Consider the following 18,578-nt stretch of genomic DNA (forward strand, 5'->3'; position numbering starts at 1 on the left):
CCAGCCGGCGAAAGCCGGCCCTTTCGTTATTGGGAAAACCAGCCGGCGAAAGCCGGCCCTTTCGTTTTGTGCGTCTAGCCGGTTCCTCGACTGTCAGGCTGAAGTCCTTCTCCCTCCGGCGACCCGAAGGTAGTCCCCGTGGGAGAGAAGGTGGCGGCAGCCGGATGAGGGTTCGGGCGGAGCGGTGCGCATCACCCTTGCGCTCCGGCCGTACCCTCACCCCAACCCCTCTCCCGGCGGGAGAGGGGCTTTACGCAACCTCGCGCGCCTTCTCCGGCAACGCCAGCCGCTTCTCCTCCGCGTCGTACTCGATCAACAGCACGCCCGAATCGTGCCGCCCGTTGATATCCACGAAGCACGCGCCGCCGATAAACGGCTCCAGCGTCATCACCGATTTCAGCGGCGTCGCCACCACCATCTGGAAGCCGAAGTTCTCGAAGATATTCATCGCCAGCGCGGTGAATTCGTTGTCGGCTTTGTCGAAGGCCTCGTCCAGCACCACCGGCGCATAGCGCGGCAAGTGGCCGTCGTCGCCGCCGAGCTGGTAGCGCAGCGCCGCGGCCAGGCAGGTGGTGGCCAGCTTCTGGCGCTGGCCGCCTGACTTGCCTGCGCCGCTGCGATAGACCTCCACCTGGCGCCGCGTCTCTTCCTCGATCTCCACGCCGATGAACTCCACATGCAGGCGCACGTCCAGCACCTGCTCGCGCCAGCGCCGCAGTTCCGGATCCGGCGCGCCCAGGCGTTCGACCAGCCCGCGCAGCACGGCGAACTGCGCCTCGGCGCGTTCGCGGTCCTCGGTGGGGTGCTGCATCAGCACGTCGCGCAACTGGGCCTGGAAATCGCGCACTTCCTGCAGGCCGCGGTCGCTCACTTCGATCTGCAGCAAGGTGCCGCGGTTGAACGGCACGCGCTCCAGGCTTTCGTTGACCTCTTCCATGCGCTGGCCGATCGACTTGCGCGCCTCGGTCATATGTTTCTGCAGCACCAGCAGATCCTGCTTGCTCTGGCTCTGCAGCAGCTCGAAGAAGCGCGCCTCGTGCTTGGGCAGGCCGTCCAGCTCCAGGCGGCGCAGGCGGGCCAGGAAGCCTTCGGCGGAATCCAGGCGCGGGGTGAAATCGGCGCTGTCCTGCGGCCAGCGGCGGCAGAACGCGCGGAAGCATTCCTCCACCGACTGCACCAGGCGGTGGTCGCGTTCGGCCTGGCCGTCCAGCACCTCGTGCAGCGCGCGCTCAAGCGCGCGGAACTGGTGGTCAATGTTCTCCAGCGACAGCAGCGGCTGCGCCGGCAGGCGGGCCTGCAGGCCTTCCTGCTGCAGCGGCGTCAGCGCGGCGGCGCTCGCGCGCATGGCACAGGCTTCGCGCTGGTTTTCCACGCCGCGGCGCTCGCGCTCCACCGCAATGCGTTCGGCCGCGCTTTCCTCGTAGGCCTTGGCGGATTGCTGCCGCGCCGCGCGTTCGACATCGAGGCGGCGGCCGAGTTCGTTGAGTCCTGCGTCGCCTTCGTTCAACTGCCGCAGCTGGTCCTCGATATCGGCCAGGCGCTGCAGCTTGGGCGCGATGTCGATCTCTTCCCATTCGATGCCGGTGAACGCGGCCGCGGCGACGCGGCGGTCGCCTTCGCGGTCGCGCTGCGCCTTCAGCTGGGCCAGCGCGTCGCCGGTGCGCGCGATGGATTGCGCCAGTTCCACGCCCTCCTTCTCGAACAGCACCAGCTTGTCGCGGTTGTCGAAGCCCAGCACCCAGTGGCGGCGGTCGTCGGTGGCGCGGCGGTCGTCCTTCTCGTAGCGGTCGCCGGGGTGCTTGACCTGGCCTTCGCGCGTGATCGCGCGGTCGGCCTGGCGCAGTGCCGCGGCATTGTCGACGCAGGCGTAGTCGAAGCGGCGCGCCAGCTCGGCCTGCAGCCAGGCGCGGTGCGCGTGGTCGCGCAGCTCCAGCCGGTGCACCAGCGAACGGCCGTCCGGCTTGCGCTGGCCGAAGGCCTCCACGCGGCCGACGCGGTAGTACACCAGCTTGCCGCCCAGATGGGTCTTGTTGACCCAGGCCGCCACCGCCGCGTACTGCTGTTCGTCCACCAGCAGCGACAGCGCGAAGCCGTGCAGCACGCGCTCGATCGCGCCGCGCCAGGCGGCGAATTCGTCCTTCACCTGCAGCAGCTCGCCGGCGAACGGCACGGCGTTCTCGGACCAGCCGAGTTCCTCGCACAGCCGCGCGCGCATGGCCTGGATCGGCGCGGGGATATTCGAAGGGTGCTTCTTCAGCGCATCGATTTCCGCGCGCACCGTGGCGAAGCGCTGCGCGGCCTGGCCGCTGTCGCGCTTGATCGCGTCCATCTGTTCTTCCAGCGCGCCGCCCTGGCTGCGCACGCCGCTGGCCAGTTCGCGCGCCTGCCCGGCCAGTTCGGCCAGCGCGCGCGCTGTGCCAGGCAGGGTCCAGCCCAGTTCGCGGCAGGCGGTTTCGAGCTTGTCGCGGCGGCGCAGGCGCTCGTCGCGTTCGCGCTGCACCTGGCCGCGCTCGCGTTCGAGCTGGTCGACCGCGTCGCCGCCCTGCTCGCGGCGCTGGCGCTCTATGTCGGCCAGGCGCTGGTCGTGGTTCTCCAGCGCCTGCTTGCGCTGCGCCTGCTCGCCTTCGATGCCTTGTGCCAAGACCTCGAGTTCGGCGCGGCGGTCGTCCAGCAGGCGCAGGCGGCGCTGCTCGCGGAACAGGTCCACGCCCTGCTGCTGCTCGCGCAGCGCGCTGGTCTGGCGGCGCAGCGCCTGCAGCTCGTCGTGGGCCTGGCGCGCCGGCGCCAGCGTCTGCACCTGTTCGCGCGCGATCACCACGGCCTTGTGCGCGGCATCGAGCTCGGCGAAATCGGCGACGAGACGGTCGGCTGCGGCGAAGGTTTCCGGCTCCTCCAGCATGAAGCCGCGCAGGAAATGATTGAGGTCGCCCAGGTTCTTGGCCGACTGCGTCTTGTGCAGCAGCTTCAGCGCCATGTCGTTCTGGATGCCGAGCAGGCGGCGGAAGCGTTCCGCGTAGCCGGCGAAGGCGTCGAAATGGTGCACCTCGTCGCCGAGCCTGGCCTTGAGCCGGCGCAGGTCCAGGTCGAAGCCGTCCATTTCCCTCGCCACGTCGAACGCGCGCTCGGTGACCATGTAGTGCTTGCGCACGTCGGCCGCGGCCGAGCCGTTGCCGGCGATCCAGAACAAGCGGATCAGCGAGACTGTCTCGCCCATCGCATTGCGGTATTCCAGCGCCAGCGCCGACCAGGTGCTGCCCTTGCGCAGGTACTGGGTGGCGATCTCGCCGGAGTCGCTGTCGTGCTGGTCGGCCCAGGCGCCACGCACGTACGAAGCGAGGCTGCGGTCGCGGCCACTGCGGTCCGCTTCGCGCGCGGCGGCGTTGAAGTCGACCAGGCTGGGCGGCACCAGCAGCGCGGACATCGCATCGAGCAGGGTCGACTTGCCGGAGCCGGAGCGGCCGACGAACAGGAAACCCTTCTCGGCGATCGGGATATCGACCAGACCGCTGAAGGTGCCCCAGTTGAACACCTGCAGGCGGCGCATGCGGAACTGTTCGTCGCGCGGGTCGGGCAGATCGGAGAGGAACAGCGAAGGCGCGGCGGGGCGTGCTGCCTTGGCTTTCGACGGGCGCGCGGGAGATTCCGCGCCGGAATCAGGTTCCGGTGCGGCAACCGCTACTGCCGTCTGGATCTGCTCGGCCGGCTTCGCGGCCTTCGCTTTCTTCGGCGCGGCCTTGTCGCTGACGCTCGCGCTCTTTGCCTTCGCCTGCTTCGCTACTGCTTTGCTTGCCGCCTTCTTGCCGGCAGCCTTCTTCGCCGGCGCCTTGTTTTTACTGCTCATCCGCAGCCTCCTGCAGCACCACGTCCGCGCCGCGCAGCTCGCGGTACACCTGGGTCAGCGCCTGCACGTCCTCGGCCGAGAACAGCAGCTTCAGCGTGGGCGAGACCTCGTAGCGGTCCTCGCTGCCGCGCAGGCGTTCCAGCACGTGGCTCTCGCGCATCTTGGCGATCGCCGCGGCGACGCGCTTGGCGAAGCCGGCGCGGTCGGTGGAAAGATTCTTTTCGTAGACCGACAGCGCATCCACCAGCGCGCCCTCCTCCACCACGGCACGGCGCCCCTGCGCCTCGCCTTCCAGCAATTGCTGACGCAGGTGCAGCAGCAGCACGGTGTCGATGAACGTGAGCGGCAGCGAGCGCAGCAGCACCGGCGTGTCGAGTTCGCCGGTGTCGGCCTGGCGCGCGAAGGCGACGCCGGCCTCGCGGTCGATCACCAGTTCCAGGAACAGCTCGCACAGCTGCGAATGCAGGGTGGCCTCGTAGCGCAGCAGCACCGGCCACAGCGCGGCGTGGCGGCCGGCGTCGATGCTGGGGCCGGCCAGCAGCTGGCACAGCACGCGGCGCACTTCCAGCGGCAACACGCCGGTGTCGCCATCGAACAGCGCGCCCTTGGCGGTCGCGTCCGGCAACGCCGGCGCCGTCACGGCCAGCTCGGCTTCTTCATGCAAATTCATGGCGTTTCTCTTTGAGGAACCACACCAGGGGCACGCGCGCGCGGCGCCACTGCCCGTCGCCACCCTGCCAGGACACTTCTTCCAGCTCGCCTTCGGCCACTACGCCGTGGCGCGTGGCCAGCGAGAGATAACCGATGATGCTGCCCAGGCCCTGCTCGGCCGGACGCGCGGCGAGCACTGCGCCGATCGACAGCTGCGGCGTGTCCTGCAGCAGTTCGTGCAGGTCGCGGCGCAGGCCGCGGTAATTGATTTCGGACTGCGCCACCAGCGCGCCGACGCTGTCCAGCGAAATGGCGGCCGCGCCGGAAAGATCGATGCGCCCGTCGATGCGCGCATGCCGCGGATCGTGCAGGCGCCACTGCGAGAGCGAACGCAGGCGCGCGCCGGTCAGCGGCAGTTCGAGCGGCAGGCGGCGGTGCGCGCCCAGTTCGTCGCGCAGCTGCAGCGCCTCGGCCTGCGCCTGCTTCAACAGTTGATTGAGGCGGCGCTGCTCCAGGTAGCCGCGGCTCTGCACGAAGCCGCGCAGGCTGCGCGCGAAGTGCTGCATCACGTCGTGCACCTGGCCGCCGCGCTCCAGCATCACGCGGGTGAAGCCGCGCAGCAGCTGCCGCTCCTCGCGCTGCAGGCGGCGGGCGAAGCCGCGCGACAGCACGGTTTCCATGGCGGCGTCGAGCTGGTTGCTCTGCTCCACATTGTTGAGCAGTTTCCAGAACGCGCCGAAGCTGCGGCCGGCTTCACTGCCGGCGATGACGTCGACGCCTTCGAACAGGCGGTCGAGCAGGTCGCCGCGCTGGCCTTCGTCGTCGATGATGCGTTCGCGGAATTCGCGGTTGAGGCGTTCGAAATCCTCGCGCACGCGGCGGAAGTCCTCGGCCAGCTCGTCGGCGAGCTGGATCACTTCGCGCGTGCGTTCGAGCGCGCGCTGGCCGCCGACGGCGTCGAGCTTGCCGCTGCGCACGCGTTCGATCTCGGCGTCCAGGCGCGCGCGTTCGGCCAGCAGGCTGTCCAGGCGCGTGGCGGGATCGGTCTCGGTCTGCTCGGCCAGTTGCACCAGCTGCTGGATCACCAGCGACAGGCGGCTTTCGGTGGCGGCGTGGCGCGGCGAGTGCAGCCCGGCGATAAAGCGCACGGCCTGCACGGCCTGCGCCGAGAGCTCGTATTCCTCTTCGCTCGAACCTTCCGGCAGGCGGCGTTCGAGATAGCCCTGCGCCAGCCAGTGCGCCAGGTAGGCCTGCGCGGTGCGCGGCAGTTCGGTGGGCAGCTCGGAGGCGTTGATGGTGTCGAGGTGGTCCTGCAGGCGCTCATGCAGGGCCGAGGCGGGCAGCCGGCGTTCGCCGTCCTGCAGCAGGGACTGCAGCAGGCCGATCAGTTCCGGCGCGTGGTCGGCGGCCAGCAGCCGCCACAGGGCTTGTTCGCGCAGCCGGCGGTAGCCGGCGATGCGGGCTTGCAGCTTCATGCGTGCGGGGTGCTCCGGGCGGGACGCAGGACGGCGCGGGAGACGGCGTGACGCGCGCGCTCAGTCGCGCGGCGCGTCCCCGCGCAGGCGCACGTCGCCCGGCAGCATGTCGGTGCGGCCTTCCAGCACCTCGCGCTGCGCCTCGAAGAAGCGCTGGATCTGCTGGCACACCGCCGTGGTGTTGTCGCGCGCGATGGCCGAGACCAGGAACCACGGCTGGGTCCAGCCCAGGCGCTGCACGATGTCCGCGGCGACGGCCTGGCGCTCGTCTTCCGGCAGCACGTCGGCCTTGTTCAGCACCAGCCAGCGCGGGCGGTCCAGCAGCTCGGGATCGAACTTCTGCAGCTCGTGCTCGATGGCGTGCACCTGCTCCACCACGTCGGAGCCGTCGATCGGCGCGATGTCTACCAGGTGCAGCAGCAGGCGCGTGCGCGCCACGTGGCGCAGGAACTGGATGCCCAGGCCGACGCCCTCGGCAGCGCCTTCGATCAGGCCGGGGATGTCGGCGATCACGAAGCTCTGGTCCGGCCCCAGGCTGACCACGCCCAGGTTCGGATGCAGGGTGGTGAACGGGTAGTCGGCCACGCGCGGCGTGGCCGCCGACACGGCGCGGATGAAGGTGGACTTGCCGGCGTTCGGGAAGCCGAGCAGGCCGACGTCGGCCAGCAGCTTCAGCTCCAGCTTCAGCTCGCGCACCTCGCCCGGGGTGCCGGGCGTGGACTTGCGCGGCGCGCGGTTCACCGAGCTCTTGAAATGGATGTTGCCCAGGCCGCCCTTGCCGCCCTGCGCCACCAGCAGGCGCTGGCCGTGGGCGGTGAGGTCGCCGATGGTTTCGTCGGTGTCGACATTGGTGACCACGGTGCCGACCGGCACGCGGACTTCGGTGTCGTCGCCGCCCTTGCCGTACATGTCGCTGCCCATGCCGTTCTCGCCGCGCTGCGCCTTGAACGCGCGCTGGTGGCGGAAGTCGACCAGGGTGTTGAGGCCTTCGTCGGCCACCAGCCAGATCGAGCCGCCGCTGCCGCCGTCGCCGCCATCGGGACCGCCGAAGGGAATGAATTTTTCGCGACGGAAGCTGATGCATCCGTTGCCGCCGTCACCGGCCAGGACCTTGATGATGGCTTCGTCGACAAATTTCATGGGAAGGGATCGCGAACTTAAGGAAGGGAGGCGAGAAACGGACGCGCCACCGCGCATCATATTAGGGAAGCCGGGCGCGCGCCTTGCGCACTGCTCCGATTCCCGTTCCCCGCCTTAAAAAGCAAAAGCCCCGCCGAAGCGGGGCCCTTGCGCTGCATCGGCCGGGCTTAGCCCTGGACGACGTTCACGTACTTGCGGTTCTTCTCGCCACGGGTCTTGAACTCGACCGTGCCGTCGACCAGCGCGAACAGGGTGTGGTCGCGGCCGAGGCCCACGCCGGTACCGGGATGGAACTTGGTGCCGCGCTGACGCACGATGATGTTGCCGGCTTCGATGGCCTGGCCACCGTAGATCTTCACGCCGAGATACTTCGGGTTCGAATCGCGGCCGTTGCGCGACGAACCTACGCCTTTCTTATGTGCCATGACTGATTACTCCAGATTGGCGGATCAGGCGTTGATGCCCGTGATCTCGACTTCGGTGAAATGCTGACGATGTCCCTGCTGCTTCTTGTGGTGCTTGCGGCGGCGGAACTTGATGATGCGGACCTTGTCGGCGCGGCCATGCTTGCGCACGGTGGCGGAGACAGTGGCGCCGGTCACGGTCGGCGCACCGACGGTGATGGTCTCGCCCGAACCGACCAGCAGCACTTCGTCGAACTTCACGCTGGCGCCTTCTTCGGCGTTCAGCAGCTCCACGCGCAGGACATCGCCCTGCTGGACGCGGTACTGCTTGCCGCCGGTCTTGATGACTGCATAACTCATGGGAATATCCCTTCTGTCGTTATTCTCTTGGGTGTTCTCGCTTGCGCGAGCCGGCGATCATAACCAAAAAAATCCCTGGGATCAAACCGATAGGGTCCACCGGGACTCAATTCCCCTTGTTCTGCCTGAGGCGCTCCCGTTCGGCCTTGGCCTCCGCGCGCCGGGCCTTGGCGTCCTCCAGCTCGGCGTAGGCGGCGGTGGCCTGGGCGTTGGCGGCGGTTTCCTGGGCGGCGACCTGTCGCTCGGCCAGCTGCTGCTGGGCCACGTCATTGGCGTAATTGAGGTCCAGAGCCAGGTTCGGGGCATCCGGCGGACGCCGCAGCACCCGCGTGACCTCGTAGACGCCCTGGCTGCCCGCGGGCGCGCAGATCTCCTCGGACTGCGTCACCTCGGCGCCGCTGATCCATTTCGCCCTGGCGGTGTCGGTCAGCACGCAGTGCACGCCGCTTTTGACCGCCTGCTGGCTGATGAAATAGGTCCGCGTCGCGGCGCCGCGGCCCAGATACTCGCTGCCCGACTCGATCGTCGCCCCGCCCGGCTCGGTCTGGTAGTTCACGTTGATCGCCAGGCCGCATCCGGCCAGCCCCAGCGATGCCACCAGCACCGCTCCCGCCTTCATCCACATGCCCATGCCCCTGTCTCCTTTCGCCCGGCTTGAGTGAACCGCAAAGAGTTGCGGACTCAGCTTAGGGCTGGAAAACGCGGCCACGGAGGGGGTGAAAACACCCCGGGAGCGGCTGCGGTCCATCCTCATTCAGCAAGGTCTTTCGAAAGCTGAACAAGCGTGAGGAGCAGGTGAAACAGCGGCATGGCGCCGCATTACGATCCCGCGCTTGCCCGCCGGGGCCTTGTTCCGGCCCCGGCGGACGCGGCTTATTGAGCGGGCGTGCTCGACTTGCCGGTATCGGCCGCCGGCTTGGCGGGCGTCGCGGCGGGCTTGGCCGGCGCCTTGGTGGTGGTCTTGGCGGGCGTCTTCTTGGCCGGGGCCTTCTTGGTCGACTTGGACTTGGTCGTCGTCTTCCCCTTCGCCTTGCTCGCCGGCGCCGCCTTCTTGGCCGGCGCCGCCGCGGCCGCGGCTTCGTCGTCGTCATCGGCGCCCGCGGCATTCGCCGCCGCGGCGCCTGCTGCTACGCCGGTGGCCGCCGCTGCATGTTCGGCCGGGCAACGGCCGCCCGCGTCCAGGCTGCCCTTCTGCTTGAGCTCGGCGATCATCTGGTCGCTGCGCTCCTTGCTCCACTGCAGGCCGGCCTGGTTGGCCTCGCCCATGGTGGTCGGCATCTCGGTGATCACTTTCTGGCCAAGAGGAGACCGGTAGAACTTCAGCATGCCGTCGATCTCGTCCGCGCTGAAATGGCGCTGGTAGATCGGCACCAGCCGCCCGATGAATTGCTGGGTGCCATTGCTGTCCATGTAGCCCTGCCAGTAGCTGGCCGGAATGCACGGCAGCGACTGCTGCATCACCGTCACGGCCTGACTGTTCATCTGGCTGAGCATCTTGCCCACCCCCACCACTTCCATCAGCTGGCGCACCTGCTCTTCGCTGGGCTGAGTCGCGGCCGAGGCCGTGCCCATCGATGCCACCAGCGCCAGGGAGAGCCCCCATCCTTTCCACTTGCGCATGTGTACTGGTCTCGCTGCATCGGCCTTGCGGCCAAAACAGCTATTAAGCCAATCCACTTGTTAACACTTTGATGCCACCCCACTTTCGGTGGTCTACCGCAGCCACGACCGGACCCGCCCAGGGGCAATAACTGACCTGGGGAGTTTGGTATAGTGCAGTTTTTCCCCCTCCTACTTTCCCCCCGGCGTTCAATGGACACCATCCGCATCCGCGGCGCGCGCACGCACAACCTCAAGAACATCGACCTGGACCTCCCCCGCGACCAGTTGATCGTGATCACGGGCCTGTCCGGTTCCGGCAAATCCTCGCTGGCCTTCGACACCATCTATGCGGAAGGCCAGCGCCGCTACGTCGAGTCGCTGTCGGCCTACGCCCGCCAGTTCCTCTCGATGATGGAGAAGCCGGACGTCGACCATATCGAAGGCCTGTCGCCGGCCATCTCGATCGAGCAGAAATCCACCTCGCACAACCCGCGCTCCACCGTGGGCACCATCACCGAGGTCTACGACTACCTGCGCCTGCTGTACGCCCGCGTCGGCACGCCGCGCTGCCCGGACCACGGCATCCCGCTGGAAGCGCAGACGGTGAGCCAGATGGTGGACGCCACCCTGGCGCTGGATCCGGACAAGCGCTTCATGCTGCTGGCCCCGGTGATCCGCGAGCGCAAGGGCGAGCACGTACAGGTGTTCGACCAGCTGCGCGCGCAGGGCTTCGTGCGCGCCCGCGTCGACGGCGTGGTGTACGAGCTCGACGCCGTGCCGCCGCTCACCTTGCGCCAGAAGCACACCATCGAAGTGGTGATCGACCGCTTCCGCCCGCGCGACGACATCAAGCAGCGCCTGGCCGAATCCTTCGAGACGGCGCTGCGCCTGGGCGACGGGCTGGTGATCCTGGCCGATATGGACGACGCCAAGGCGCAGGAGCAGCTGCTCTCTTCGCGCTATTCCTGCCCCGTGTGCGACTACTCGCTGCCGGAGCTTGAACCGCGCCTGTTCTCGTTCAACTCGCCGATCGGCGCCTGCCCCACCTGCGACGGCCTGGGCGTGACCCAGGTGTTCGATCCGGCGCGCGTGGTCGGCCATCCGGAGCTGCCGCTGTCCGGCGGCGCGATCCGCGGCTGGGACCGCCGCAACGCCCACTATTTCCAGCTGATCATCTCGCTGGCCAGCCACTACCGCTTCGACGTCGACACGCCGTGGCAGAAGCTGCCGGCCACGGTGCAGAAGGCCGTGCTGTACGGCAGCGGCAACGACAAGATCCAGTTCCGCTACCTCACCGAACGCGGCGGCAAGGTCACCCGCGAGCACTCCTTCGAAGGCATCCTGCCGAACCTGGAGCGCCGCTATAAGGAAACCGAGTCGCCCGCGGTGCGCGAGGAACTGGCCAAGTACATCGCGGACCATCCGTGTCCCGACTGCCACGGCCAGCGCCTGAACCGTTCGGCGCGCAACGTGTTCGTCGCCGACCACGCCCTGCCCTCACTCACCTCGCGCTCGATCGACGACGCGCTGGGCTTCTTCGACACGCTCACCCTCAGCGGCTGGCGCGGCGAGATCGCGGTGAAGATCGTCAAGGAAATCCGCGAGCGCCTGAGCTTCCTCAACGACGTGGGCCTGAACTACCTCACGCTCGACCGCCAGGCCGACTCGCTGTCCGGCGGCGAAGCCCAGCGCATCCGCCTGGCTTCGCAGATCGGCGCCGGCCTGGTCGGCGTGATGTACGTGCTGGACGAACCTTCGATCGGCCTGCACCAGCGCGACAACGAACGCCTGCTCGGCACGCTCACCCGCCTGCGCGACCTGGGCAATACGGTGATCGTGGTGGAGCACGACGAAGACGCCATCCGTCTGGCCGACCACGTGCTGGACATCGGCCCCGGCGCCGGCGTGCACGGCGGCGAAGTGGTGGCGCAGGGCACGCTGAAGGACATCCTCGCCTCCAAGCGCTCGGTCACCGGCCAGTACCTGTCCGGCCGCCGCGCGATCGAGGTGCCGAAGGAGCGCCGCGAGCAGGAGGACAAGGACTCCTGGCTGCATCTGCGCGGCGCCACCGGCAACAACCTGAAGAACGTGGACCTGGCCATTCCGGCCGGCCTGTTCACCTGCATCACCGGCGTGTCCGGCTCGGGCAAGTCCACCCTCATCAACGACACCCTGTTCCGCCTCGCCGCCGCCGAACTCAACGGCGCCAGCGAGCAGCCGGCGGCGCACAAGTCGGTGGAAGGGCTGGAGCTGTTCGACAAGGTGGTCGATATCGACCAGTCGCCGATCGGCCGTACGCCGCGTTCGAATCCGGCCACCTATACCGGCCTGTTCACCCCGCTGCGCGAGCTGTACGCGCAGGTGCCGGAAGCGCGCTCGCGCGGCTACACCGCCGGCCGCTTCAGCTTCAACGTGCGCGGCGGCCGCTGCGAGGCCTGCGAAGGCGACGGCATGATCAAGGTGGAGATGCACTTCCTGCCGGACGTGTACGTGCCCTGCGACGTCTGCCACGGCAAGCGCTACAACCGCGAGACGCTGGAGATCGCCTACAAGGGCCACACGATTGCCGACGTGCTCGGCATGACGGTGGAAGACGCGCTGAAGCTGTTCGAGAACGTGCCCACCATCGCGCGCAAGCTGGAAACCCTGCGCGCGGTCGGCCTGGACTACATCAAGCTGGGCCAGAGCGCGACCACGCTGTCCGGCGGCGAAGCGCAGCGCGTGAAGCTGTCGAAGGAGCTGTCCAAGCGCGACACCGGCCGCACGCTGTACATCCTGGACGAACCCACCACCGGCCTGCATTTCCACGATATCGAGCAGTTGCTCGACGTGCTGCACCAGCTGGTGGACCAGGGCAATACCGTGGTGGTGATCGAGCACAACCTCGACGTGATCAAGACCGCCGACTGGATCGTCGACCTCGGCCCCGAAGGCGGCGCCGGCGGTGGACGCATCCTGGTCGCCGGCACGCCGGAAGTGGTGGCCGAGACGGCCGCCTCGCATACCGGCCGCTTCCTTGCGCCGCACCTGGGCATCAAGCCGGCCAAGGCGCAGAACGATGCGCCGAAGAACGGCGCTCAGAAGAACGCTGCACAGAAGACCGGCGCACAGAAGACCGTTGCACAGAAGAGCAGCGGCCGCGACACCAAGGCCGCACGGAAAAAGACCGCATGAGTTTCACCATCACCGAATCGAGCCCCGCCGCGGATGCCGCGGAGGAAGTCCATCCGCTGTTCACCGCCTCCATCGGCGTGCGCTGGCGCGATCTCGACGCCTTCAACCACGTCAACAATTCCAACTACCTCACGTATCTGGAAGAAGCGCGGCTGCAGTGGCTGAAGCACGTGCCGGGGCCGTGGTTCGACGAGAAGTCGATGCCGGTGCTGGCGGCGAGCGAGATCAACTACCGCTTCCCGATCGAATGGCCGGCGCAGCTGCAGGTGGAACTGTTCTGCCTGCGCCTGGGCAACAGCTCGATGACCATCGGGCATCGCATCGTCGATGCGGAACATCCGGACAAGCTGTACAGCGACGGCCACGTGGTGATGGTCTGGATGAACCCGCACACCGGCAAGCCGGTGCCGCTGCCGCAGGCGATCCGCGACGCGGCCGAGCAGGCCTGAAGCCCCCATGTGGAATCCTTCTCCCATCGGGAGAAGGTGCCGGCAGGCGGATGAGGGTACGACCGGAGCGATGCACATCACTCTTGCGCTCCGCCCGTACCCTCACCCCAACCCCTCTCCCGGGGGGAGAGTGGCTTTGCGACACTAGCTGGACCTCCGCTCACGGAACCATCCGGCATGCCCACGCCCACCGCCCTCCCCCGCGTCGCCATCATCGGCTGCGGCGGCACCATCGCCTCGCTGGGCACCTCCAGCACCGACCTGATGGATTACCCGGAGCACGGCAGCAAGCTGGACGTCGCGCAGATCCTGGCGCGCGTGCCTGAAGTCGCCGACGTGGCCGACGCGGTGCCGGTGCCATTCCGCTCGGTGGGCAGCAACAATCTCACCATGGCCGACTGGTTCGAGCTGCGCGCCACGCTGCGGCGGCTGTCGCGCGAACAGCCGGAACTGGCCGGTTTCGTGATCCTGCACGGCACCGCCACGCTGGAAGAAACCGCGTTCTTCCTCAACCTCACGCTGGATATTCCGCAGACCGTGGTGCTTACCGGTTCCCAGCGGCCATTGAGCGCGGTGGGTTCGGATGCGCCATCCAATCTGCTGGGCGCCATTCGCGTGGCAGGCGATGCGGATGCGCGCGGGCGCGGTGTGCTGGTGGTGTTCAACGACGGCATCTATCCGGCGCGCGACGTGATCAAGGTTTCCACTTTGCGGCTGGATACGTTCCGCTCGATGGATCACGGCGTGCTCGGCACGGTCGATCCGGACCGCATCCGCTACCGCCGCCGTCCCGAAGGCCGCCATGCCCCCGGCGCGGCCTTCGCTGCATTGCCCGACGATGCGCAGCCGCCGCGCGTGGACATCGCCTACTCCTACGTCGGCGCCGACGACACCATGATCGAAGCCGCGCTGGCCAAGGGCGCGCAAGGCATCGTCTCCGCGGGCCTGGCGCCGGGCCTGGTCACCAAGGCCGAGCGCATCGCGCTGGAAGCGGCTATCGCCGGCGGCATCGCGGTGGTGCAGTGCACCCGCTCGCCGCTGGGCAGTGTGGCGCAGCGGCGCTACCTGCAGGAGACGGGCTTTATCGCGGGCGAGGATTTCAGCCCGCAGAGGGCGCGCATCCTGCTGGCGCTGGGCATCACGCTCACGCGCGACCTGGCCGCGCTGCGCGGCTACTTCGCCACGCACTGAATTCCTCCGGGTCGGCCGCAACGCAGCCGGCGCGATCCGGGGTTAACGCGTTGGCGGCCACGGATGCCGCATCTTCATGCGCGCTGCGTAAGATCGGCGGCGCCCAACGAAAGGAGTTCGCCCGTGAGCAAGTTCCCCTTCACCACCCTCGCCCTGGCCTGCGCCACCACCCTGGCCGGCACTGCCGCCGCGGCCACGCCCGAACGCACCGAGCTGACCCTGTACCGCAGCGACGACGCCTCCCTGTTCACCGGCGGCGACGGCAGCAGCGTGGACAGCGGCTACGCCATGGCGCGCGAACCGCGCCGGCTGGATCTGAAGCAGGGTGTGCAAGACGTAAGCCTCGGCGGCCTGCCCGCCTTTCTCGATACCGAAGCGCTGTCGCTCGACGTCGAAGGCGATGCCGCCAAGGTGCTGTCGCAGCGCCTGCTGCTGGCCCAGGGCCGCGACGCCGCGCTGGGCAGCCTGGTCGGCCAGCCGGTGGAAGTGCTCGGCAGCAACGGCCAGCCGCTGGCCAGCGGCACCTTGCTGCGCGCCGGCAACGGCCTGCTGGTGAGCGATGCCAGCGGCCGCACCAGCCTGATCCGCGACTACGCGGCGGTGCGCGCCAGCGGCCACTTCAATACCGGCTCCAGCCTGGAACTGCGCGTGGATGCGGCCAAGGCCGGCAATGCACGCGCCACCTTGAGCTATCCCACCGCCGGCCTCGGCTGGCGCGCGGCGTACATCGGCACCGTGCTGCCGGGCGCCGGCTGCAAGCTGCGTTTCGAGGCGCGCGCCAGCATCGCCAACCGCAGCGGCCGCGACTGGAACGACGTGCACCTGACCCTGATCGCCGGCGAGCCGCAGATCACCCGCACGCCCGGCCCGATGCCGGCCGCCGCGCCGCGGATGATGTCCTTCAACGCCAAGGCGCAGACGGCGGACATGCCGCAACAGGGCTCGGTGGCCGATTACCGCAGCTACACCCTGCCCGGCGCGGTGAACCTGCCCGACGGCAGCGTCAGCCAGGTGCCGCTGTATGAAACGCGCCAGCTCGATTGCGAACGCACCCTGCTGTATGAAACGGGCGGCCACTGGACGCCGCCGCAGCCGGCGACCAACCGCGACTTCAACACCGGCGGCAGCAATATCGTGACCAGCACGCTGAAGCTGCGTGCCTTCGACAGCCTGCCGGCCGGCAACCTGCGCGTGATGACCACCGACCGCAACGGCACGCCGCAATTCATCGGCGAGGGCCGCATCGAAGACACGCCCAAGGGCAGCGACGCCACCATCACTCTGGGCAATGCCTTCGACCTGCGCGCCGAGCGCGAACGCACGCAGTTCAAGCTGGACAAGGCCGGCCGTTCGATGGACGAAGCCTTCCGCATCACCCTCACCAATGCCGGCGATACCGCGCGCACGGTGACGGTGCGCGAACACCCCAGCCGCTGGCGCGAATGGACGCTGCAGTCGTCCAGCTCCAAGCCTTCGGAGCAGAAGCCCGACCTGCTGGAATTCCGCATCGAAGTGCCGGCCGGCGGCAAGGCCACGCTGGACTACGCGGTGCGCTACCGCTGGGCCGAGACCGACCAGCCGCAGCAGTAAACCCAGCGTTTAAAGCGCCGGCGAGGCCCGCGAGTTTGCTACGCTCGCGGGCCTTACTTCTTTCGTCCGGGGACGCCGCCATGCTCAACCTCGTCAAGCACGACGCCATCGTCGAGATCAATCTCGCGCGGCCGCCGGTCAATGCGCTGAACCTCGAACTGCTGCACGCGATCCAGGCGGCCATCGCCACCGCCGTGCAGGACGGCGCCGCGGGCATCGTGCTGTCGGGCACCGCCGGCATGTTCTCCGCGGGCGTCGACGTGCCCGCCCTGCTCGGCCAGGACCGCGATGGCGTGCGCCGCTTCTGGAGCACCTTCTTCGCCACCTGCTCGGCCATCGCCATGGCGCCGGTGCCGGTGGTGGCCGCGATCACCGGCCACGCGCCCGCGGGCGGCGCCGTGCTGTCGCTGTTCTGCGATTACCGCGTGATGGCCGAAGGCCCGTACCGCATCGGCCTGAACGAAGTGCAGGTCGGCCTGATCGTGCCGGACTGCATCCAGCTCGCGCTGCGCCGCGTGGTCGGCCCGTATCGCGCGGAACGGTTGCTGGTGGCCGGCGCGATGATCGATGCGCAGCAGGCGCTGTCGTTCGGCTTCGTCGACGAACTGACCGGCGTGGACCAGGTCACCACGCGCGCCCTGCACTGGCTCAACGAACTGCTGGCGCTGCCGCCGGGCGCGATGCTGGCCACGCGCCAGCTGGCGCGCGCGGATTTGACCGAGGTGTGGGCGGATCCGGAAAAGCTGCCGATCGACGTGTTCGTCGATGCGTTCTTCAGCGAAGAGACGCAGGCGGTGCTGCAACAGCTGGTGGCGCGACTGAAAAAGAAATAATCGCCACAGCGCAGGTTGGGGTGAGCGCAGCGAACCCCAACACCGCACCGCCAGGCGCCTCGCATGGTTGGGGTTCGCTGCGCTCACCCCAACCTACGGTTACGCGGTTTCGACCGGCCGCGCCGGATCGCTGACCCAACCGCTCCACGACGGCGCATACAGGCGCGAACCCATCAGCCCCGCGTGCTCCATCGCCAGCAGGTTGTGGCAGGCGGTGACGCCGGAGCCGCACATGTGCACGACTTGCGCGGACGGCGTGTCGCCGATCAATGCGGCGAAATCGCTGCGCAGCTGCCCGGCGGATTTGTAGCGGCCGTCCGCATCGAGATTGTCCGAATACGGGCGATTCAAGGCGCCGGGCACATGGCCGCCCACGCGGTCGATCGGTTCCACCTCGCCGCGGTAGCGCGGCGTGGCGCGGGCATCGATCAGCAGTTCCGAGCGATCGGCGATGGCGCGATGGTCGACGATGTAGCGCGAGGCGTCGTAGCGCAGCGCAACGTCGCTCGGCTCGCGTTCCACCTCACCCGCTTCCAGCGGCAAGCCAGCCGCCTGCCACGCCTGGAAACCACCATCGAGCACCGCCACCTCGCGCACGCCGGCCAGCCGCAGCAGCCACCACAGCCGCGCCGCGGCCAGTGCGCCGCCAGCGGCATCGTAAGCCACGACCTGCAGGCCCGGACGCCAGCCCCAGCGCGACAGCGCCGCGGAAAACGCCTGCTCGGACGGCATCGGGTGCCGGCCCAGCCCTTCGCTCTTGCGCGAGAGGTCCGACAGGTCGCGATCCAGATGCGCATAGACCGCGCCCGGGATATGCCCCTCGCGATACGCGCGTTCGCCCTTGTCCGGATCGCCGCCGGCCACGGCCAGTTCGAAGCGGCAGTCGACGATCAGCACGTCGCGCGGCGGCAGCGCCGACAGCGTGCGCGCATCGATCAGCGTGGTGTATGCAGTCATAGACGCCCCATGCGGTGCAGCAGGTTGACCAGCATGGCGGCCGTCGCGCCCCAGATGCGATGGCCGCCGTGAATGAATTCCACCATCTCGCGGCGATGGCCGCGGAAATCCATGGTGTAGCGGCGCAGGTTGGCCGGGTCGAGGAAAAAGCCCAGCGGCACCTCGAACACTTCGGCCACTTCCGCCGGCGCCGGATACAGGCTCGCTTCCGGCGCGATGCGCGCCACCACCGGCGTGATGCGGTAGCCGCTGATGGTGTCGAAGCTGTCGAGAAAGCCGATCGGCGTGACCAGGCGGCGATCGAGGCCGACTTCTTCTTCGCTTTCGCGCAAGGCCGTGGCGATGGCGTCGGCGTCTTCCGGGTCGGTGCGCCCGCCGGGAAACGCCACCTGCCCCGCATGCGCCTGCAGGCTGTCGTTGCGCACGGTCAGCACCAGGCGCGGCTGCACGCCTTCGCGCCAGCCCACCAGCACGGCGGCGGGACGGCGCGGCGCATCGCCGATCAGCTCGGCCATCTCGCGGTGGTTCCAGCCCGGCCCCTGCGGCGGCTCGGCCAGCGGGAGCACGGCGGCGGCGACGGGCGCCAGCGGGTCGCTCATGGCTGCGGCTCCCGCGCCGGCAGCACTTCGTGCATATAGCGCAGGCGTTCGGCGTCGCTCATGCCGCGCCAGCGCGCGATCTCGTCGCCGGTGCGCAGGCAGCCCTCGCAATAGCCGCGCTCGTCGAGCCGGCAGATGCCGATGCAGGGACTCAGGACGGCAGCAGGGATGGGGGCGGGATCGTTCGGCATGGACCGCTCATCTTAGAGCCTGTTCAAGGCCTCCGCGTAGCCCGCGTTGCCGTTGAGTGGCTCCCAGGCGGCAGCGCGTGGCGCGGGCCTGGCTGGTTGCCAGGTCAAGCCGCGCGCTGCC

13 protein-coding genes and 2 pseudogenes are annotated in these 18,578 nt (G+C 68.7%); 5 read left to right on the forward strand and 10 right to left on the reverse strand.

The genetic code is table 11. The features are described from left to right. Nucleotides 1-262: 262 nt before the first annotated feature. The 8 genes and pseudogenes from KK141_RS22465 to KK141_RS22500 all read right to left on the reverse strand — a co-directional run. Nucleotides 263-3,841 (reverse strand): annotated as a pseudogene (locus KK141_RS22465) (SbcC/MukB-like Walker B domain-containing protein); the annotation flags it as partial. Further along, nucleotides 3,831-4,511, reverse strand: coding sequence for a DUF4194 domain-containing protein (locus tag KK141_RS22470; RefSeq protein WP_214571274.1), 681 nt, complete (start codon nucleotides 4,509-4,511; stop codon nucleotides 3,831-3,833). The gene KK141_RS22470 and the pseudogene KK141_RS22465, both read right to left, overlap by 11 nt. Next, the gene (locus KK141_RS22475; protein ID WP_214571275.1) at nucleotides 4,498-5,967 is read right to left on the reverse strand and encodes a DUF3375 domain-containing protein; all 1,470 of its coding nucleotides are present in this window, start codon (nucleotides 5,965-5,967) and stop codon (nucleotides 4,498-4,500) included. Before KK141_RS22475 ends, KK141_RS22470 begins: the two co-directional genes overlap by 14 nt. 60 nt (nucleotides 5,968-6,027) lie before the next feature. Further along, nucleotides 6,028-7,107 carry an Obg family GTPase CgtA gene (gene cgtA / locus KK141_RS22480; RefSeq protein WP_214571276.1) on the reverse strand — a complete coding sequence of 360 codons (1,080 nt, stop codon included), beginning with the start codon at nucleotides 7,105-7,107 and terminating at the stop codon, nucleotides 6,028-6,030. Between the two features lie 167 nt (nucleotides 7,108-7,274). Next, entirely contained in the window at nucleotides 7,275-7,532 is a 258-nt protein-coding gene (rpmA, locus tag KK141_RS22485) for a 50S ribosomal protein L27 (RefSeq protein ID WP_026636285.1), read from the reverse strand. 24 nt (nucleotides 7,533-7,556) lie between these two features. Then, complete coding sequence (gene rplU, locus KK141_RS22490) at nucleotides 7,557-7,871, reverse strand: 50S ribosomal protein L21 (protein WP_167254461.1); 315 nt, start codon at nucleotides 7,869-7,871, stop codon at nucleotides 7,557-7,559. A 106-nt stretch (nucleotides 7,872-7,977) separates the two neighbouring features. After that, complete coding sequence (locus tag KK141_RS22495) at nucleotides 7,978-8,502, reverse strand: hypothetical protein (protein ID WP_214571277.1); 525 nt, start codon at nucleotides 8,500-8,502, stop codon at nucleotides 7,978-7,980. Between the two features lie 242 nt (nucleotides 8,503-8,744). Next, entirely contained in the window at nucleotides 8,745-9,491 is a 747-nt protein-coding gene (locus tag KK141_RS22500) for a DUF2059 domain-containing protein (RefSeq protein ID WP_214571278.1), read from the reverse strand. 192 nt (nucleotides 9,492-9,683) lie between these two features. Here KK141_RS22500 and uvrA point away from each other — a divergent pair, with 192 nt between their 5' ends. The 5 genes from uvrA (at nucleotide 9,684) to KK141_RS22525 (ending at nucleotide 16,710) form a co-directional block, all read left to right on the forward strand. Then, a complete protein-coding gene (gene uvrA / locus KK141_RS22505) occupies nucleotides 9,684-12,647 on the forward strand; it encodes an excinuclease ABC subunit UvrA (RefSeq protein WP_214571279.1) in 2,964 nt (987 codons plus the stop codon). Further along, nucleotides 12,644-13,096 carry a thioesterase family protein gene (locus tag KK141_RS22510; RefSeq protein ID WP_214571280.1) on the forward strand — a complete coding sequence of 151 codons (453 nt, stop codon included), beginning with the start codon at nucleotides 12,644-12,646 and terminating at the stop codon, nucleotides 13,094-13,096. Before uvrA ends, KK141_RS22510 begins: the two co-directional genes overlap by 4 nt. Before the next feature lie 177 nt (nucleotides 13,097-13,273). Continuing rightward, on the forward strand, nucleotides 13,274-14,287 hold the full coding sequence (locus tag KK141_RS22515; RefSeq protein WP_214571281.1) for an asparaginase: 1,014 nt from the start codon (nucleotides 13,274-13,276) through the stop codon (nucleotides 14,285-14,287). A 123-nt stretch (nucleotides 14,288-14,410) separates the two neighbouring features. Next, nucleotides 14,411-15,877 (forward strand): DUF4139 domain-containing protein, encoded by a 1,467-nt coding sequence (locus tag KK141_RS22520; RefSeq protein WP_345777580.1) that lies wholly within the window; start codon nucleotides 14,411-14,413, stop codon nucleotides 15,875-15,877. An 80-nt stretch (nucleotides 15,878-15,957) separates the two neighbouring features. Next, nucleotides 15,958-16,710, forward strand: coding sequence for an enoyl-CoA hydratase/isomerase family protein (locus KK141_RS22525; RefSeq protein WP_214571283.1), 753 nt, complete (start codon nucleotides 15,958-15,960; stop codon nucleotides 16,708-16,710). A gap of 99 nt (nucleotides 16,711-16,809) precedes the next feature. Here the strand turns inward: KK141_RS22525 and KK141_RS22530 are convergent, their stop codons facing one another. Then, the gene (locus KK141_RS22530) at nucleotides 16,810-17,667 is read right to left on the reverse strand and encodes a sulfurtransferase (protein ID WP_214571284.1); all 858 of its coding nucleotides are present in this window, start codon (nucleotides 17,665-17,667) and stop codon (nucleotides 16,810-16,812) included. Continuing rightward, a pseudogene (locus KK141_RS22535) lies at nucleotides 17,664-18,457 on the reverse strand (CoA pyrophosphatase). Before KK141_RS22535 ends, KK141_RS22530 begins: the two are co-directional and overlap by 4 nt. Between the last annotated feature and the right edge of the window lie 121 nt (nucleotides 18,458-18,578).

It is taken from the genome of Dyella sp. LX-66 (assembly GCF_018599165.1).
Classification (GTDB): domain Bacteria; phylum Pseudomonadota; class Gammaproteobacteria; order Xanthomonadales; family Rhodanobacteraceae; genus Dyella_D; species Dyella_D marensis.

Bases quoted from the DNA above. Each gene is read 5' to 3' on its own strand.
- KK141_RS22470 (WP_214571274.1), bottom strand. From the start codon at position 4,511: ATGAATTTGCATGAAGAAGCCGAGCTGGCCGTGACGGCGCCGGCGTTG.
- KK141_RS22475 (WP_214571275.1), bottom strand. From the start codon at position 5,967: ATGAAGCTGCAAGCCCGCATCGCCGGCTACCGCCGGCTGCGCGAACAA.
- cgtA (WP_214571276.1), bottom strand. From the start codon at position 7,107: ATGAAATTTGTCGACGAAGCCATCATCAAGGTCCTGGCCGGTGACGGC.
- rpmA (WP_026636285.1), bottom strand. From the start codon at position 7,532: ATGGCACATAAGAAAGGCGTAGGTTCGTCGCGCAACGGCCGCGATTCG.
- rplU (WP_167254461.1), bottom strand. From the start codon at position 7,871: ATGAGTTATGCAGTCATCAAGACCGGCGGCAAGCAGTACCGCGTCCAG.
- KK141_RS22495 (WP_214571277.1), bottom strand. From the start codon at position 8,502: ATGGGCATGTGGATGAAGGCGGGAGCGGTGCTGGTGGCATCGCTGGGG.
- KK141_RS22500 (WP_214571278.1), bottom strand. From the start codon at position 9,491: ATGCGCAAGTGGAAAGGATGGGGGCTCTCCCTGGCGCTGGTGGCATCG.
- uvrA (WP_214571279.1), top strand. From the start codon at position 9,684: ATGGACACCATCCGCATCCGCGGCGCGCGCACGCACAACCTCAAGAAC.
- KK141_RS22510 (WP_214571280.1), top strand. From the start codon at position 12,644: ATGAGTTTCACCATCACCGAATCGAGCCCCGCCGCGGATGCCGCGGAG.
- KK141_RS22515 (WP_214571281.1), top strand. From the start codon at position 13,274: ATGCCCACGCCCACCGCCCTCCCCCGCGTCGCCATCATCGGCTGCGGC.
- KK141_RS22525 (WP_214571283.1), top strand. From the start codon at position 15,958: ATGCTCAACCTCGTCAAGCACGACGCCATCGTCGAGATCAATCTCGCG.
- KK141_RS22530 (WP_214571284.1), bottom strand. From the start codon at position 17,667: ATGACTGCATACACCACGCTGATCGATGCGCGCACGCTGTCGGCGCTG.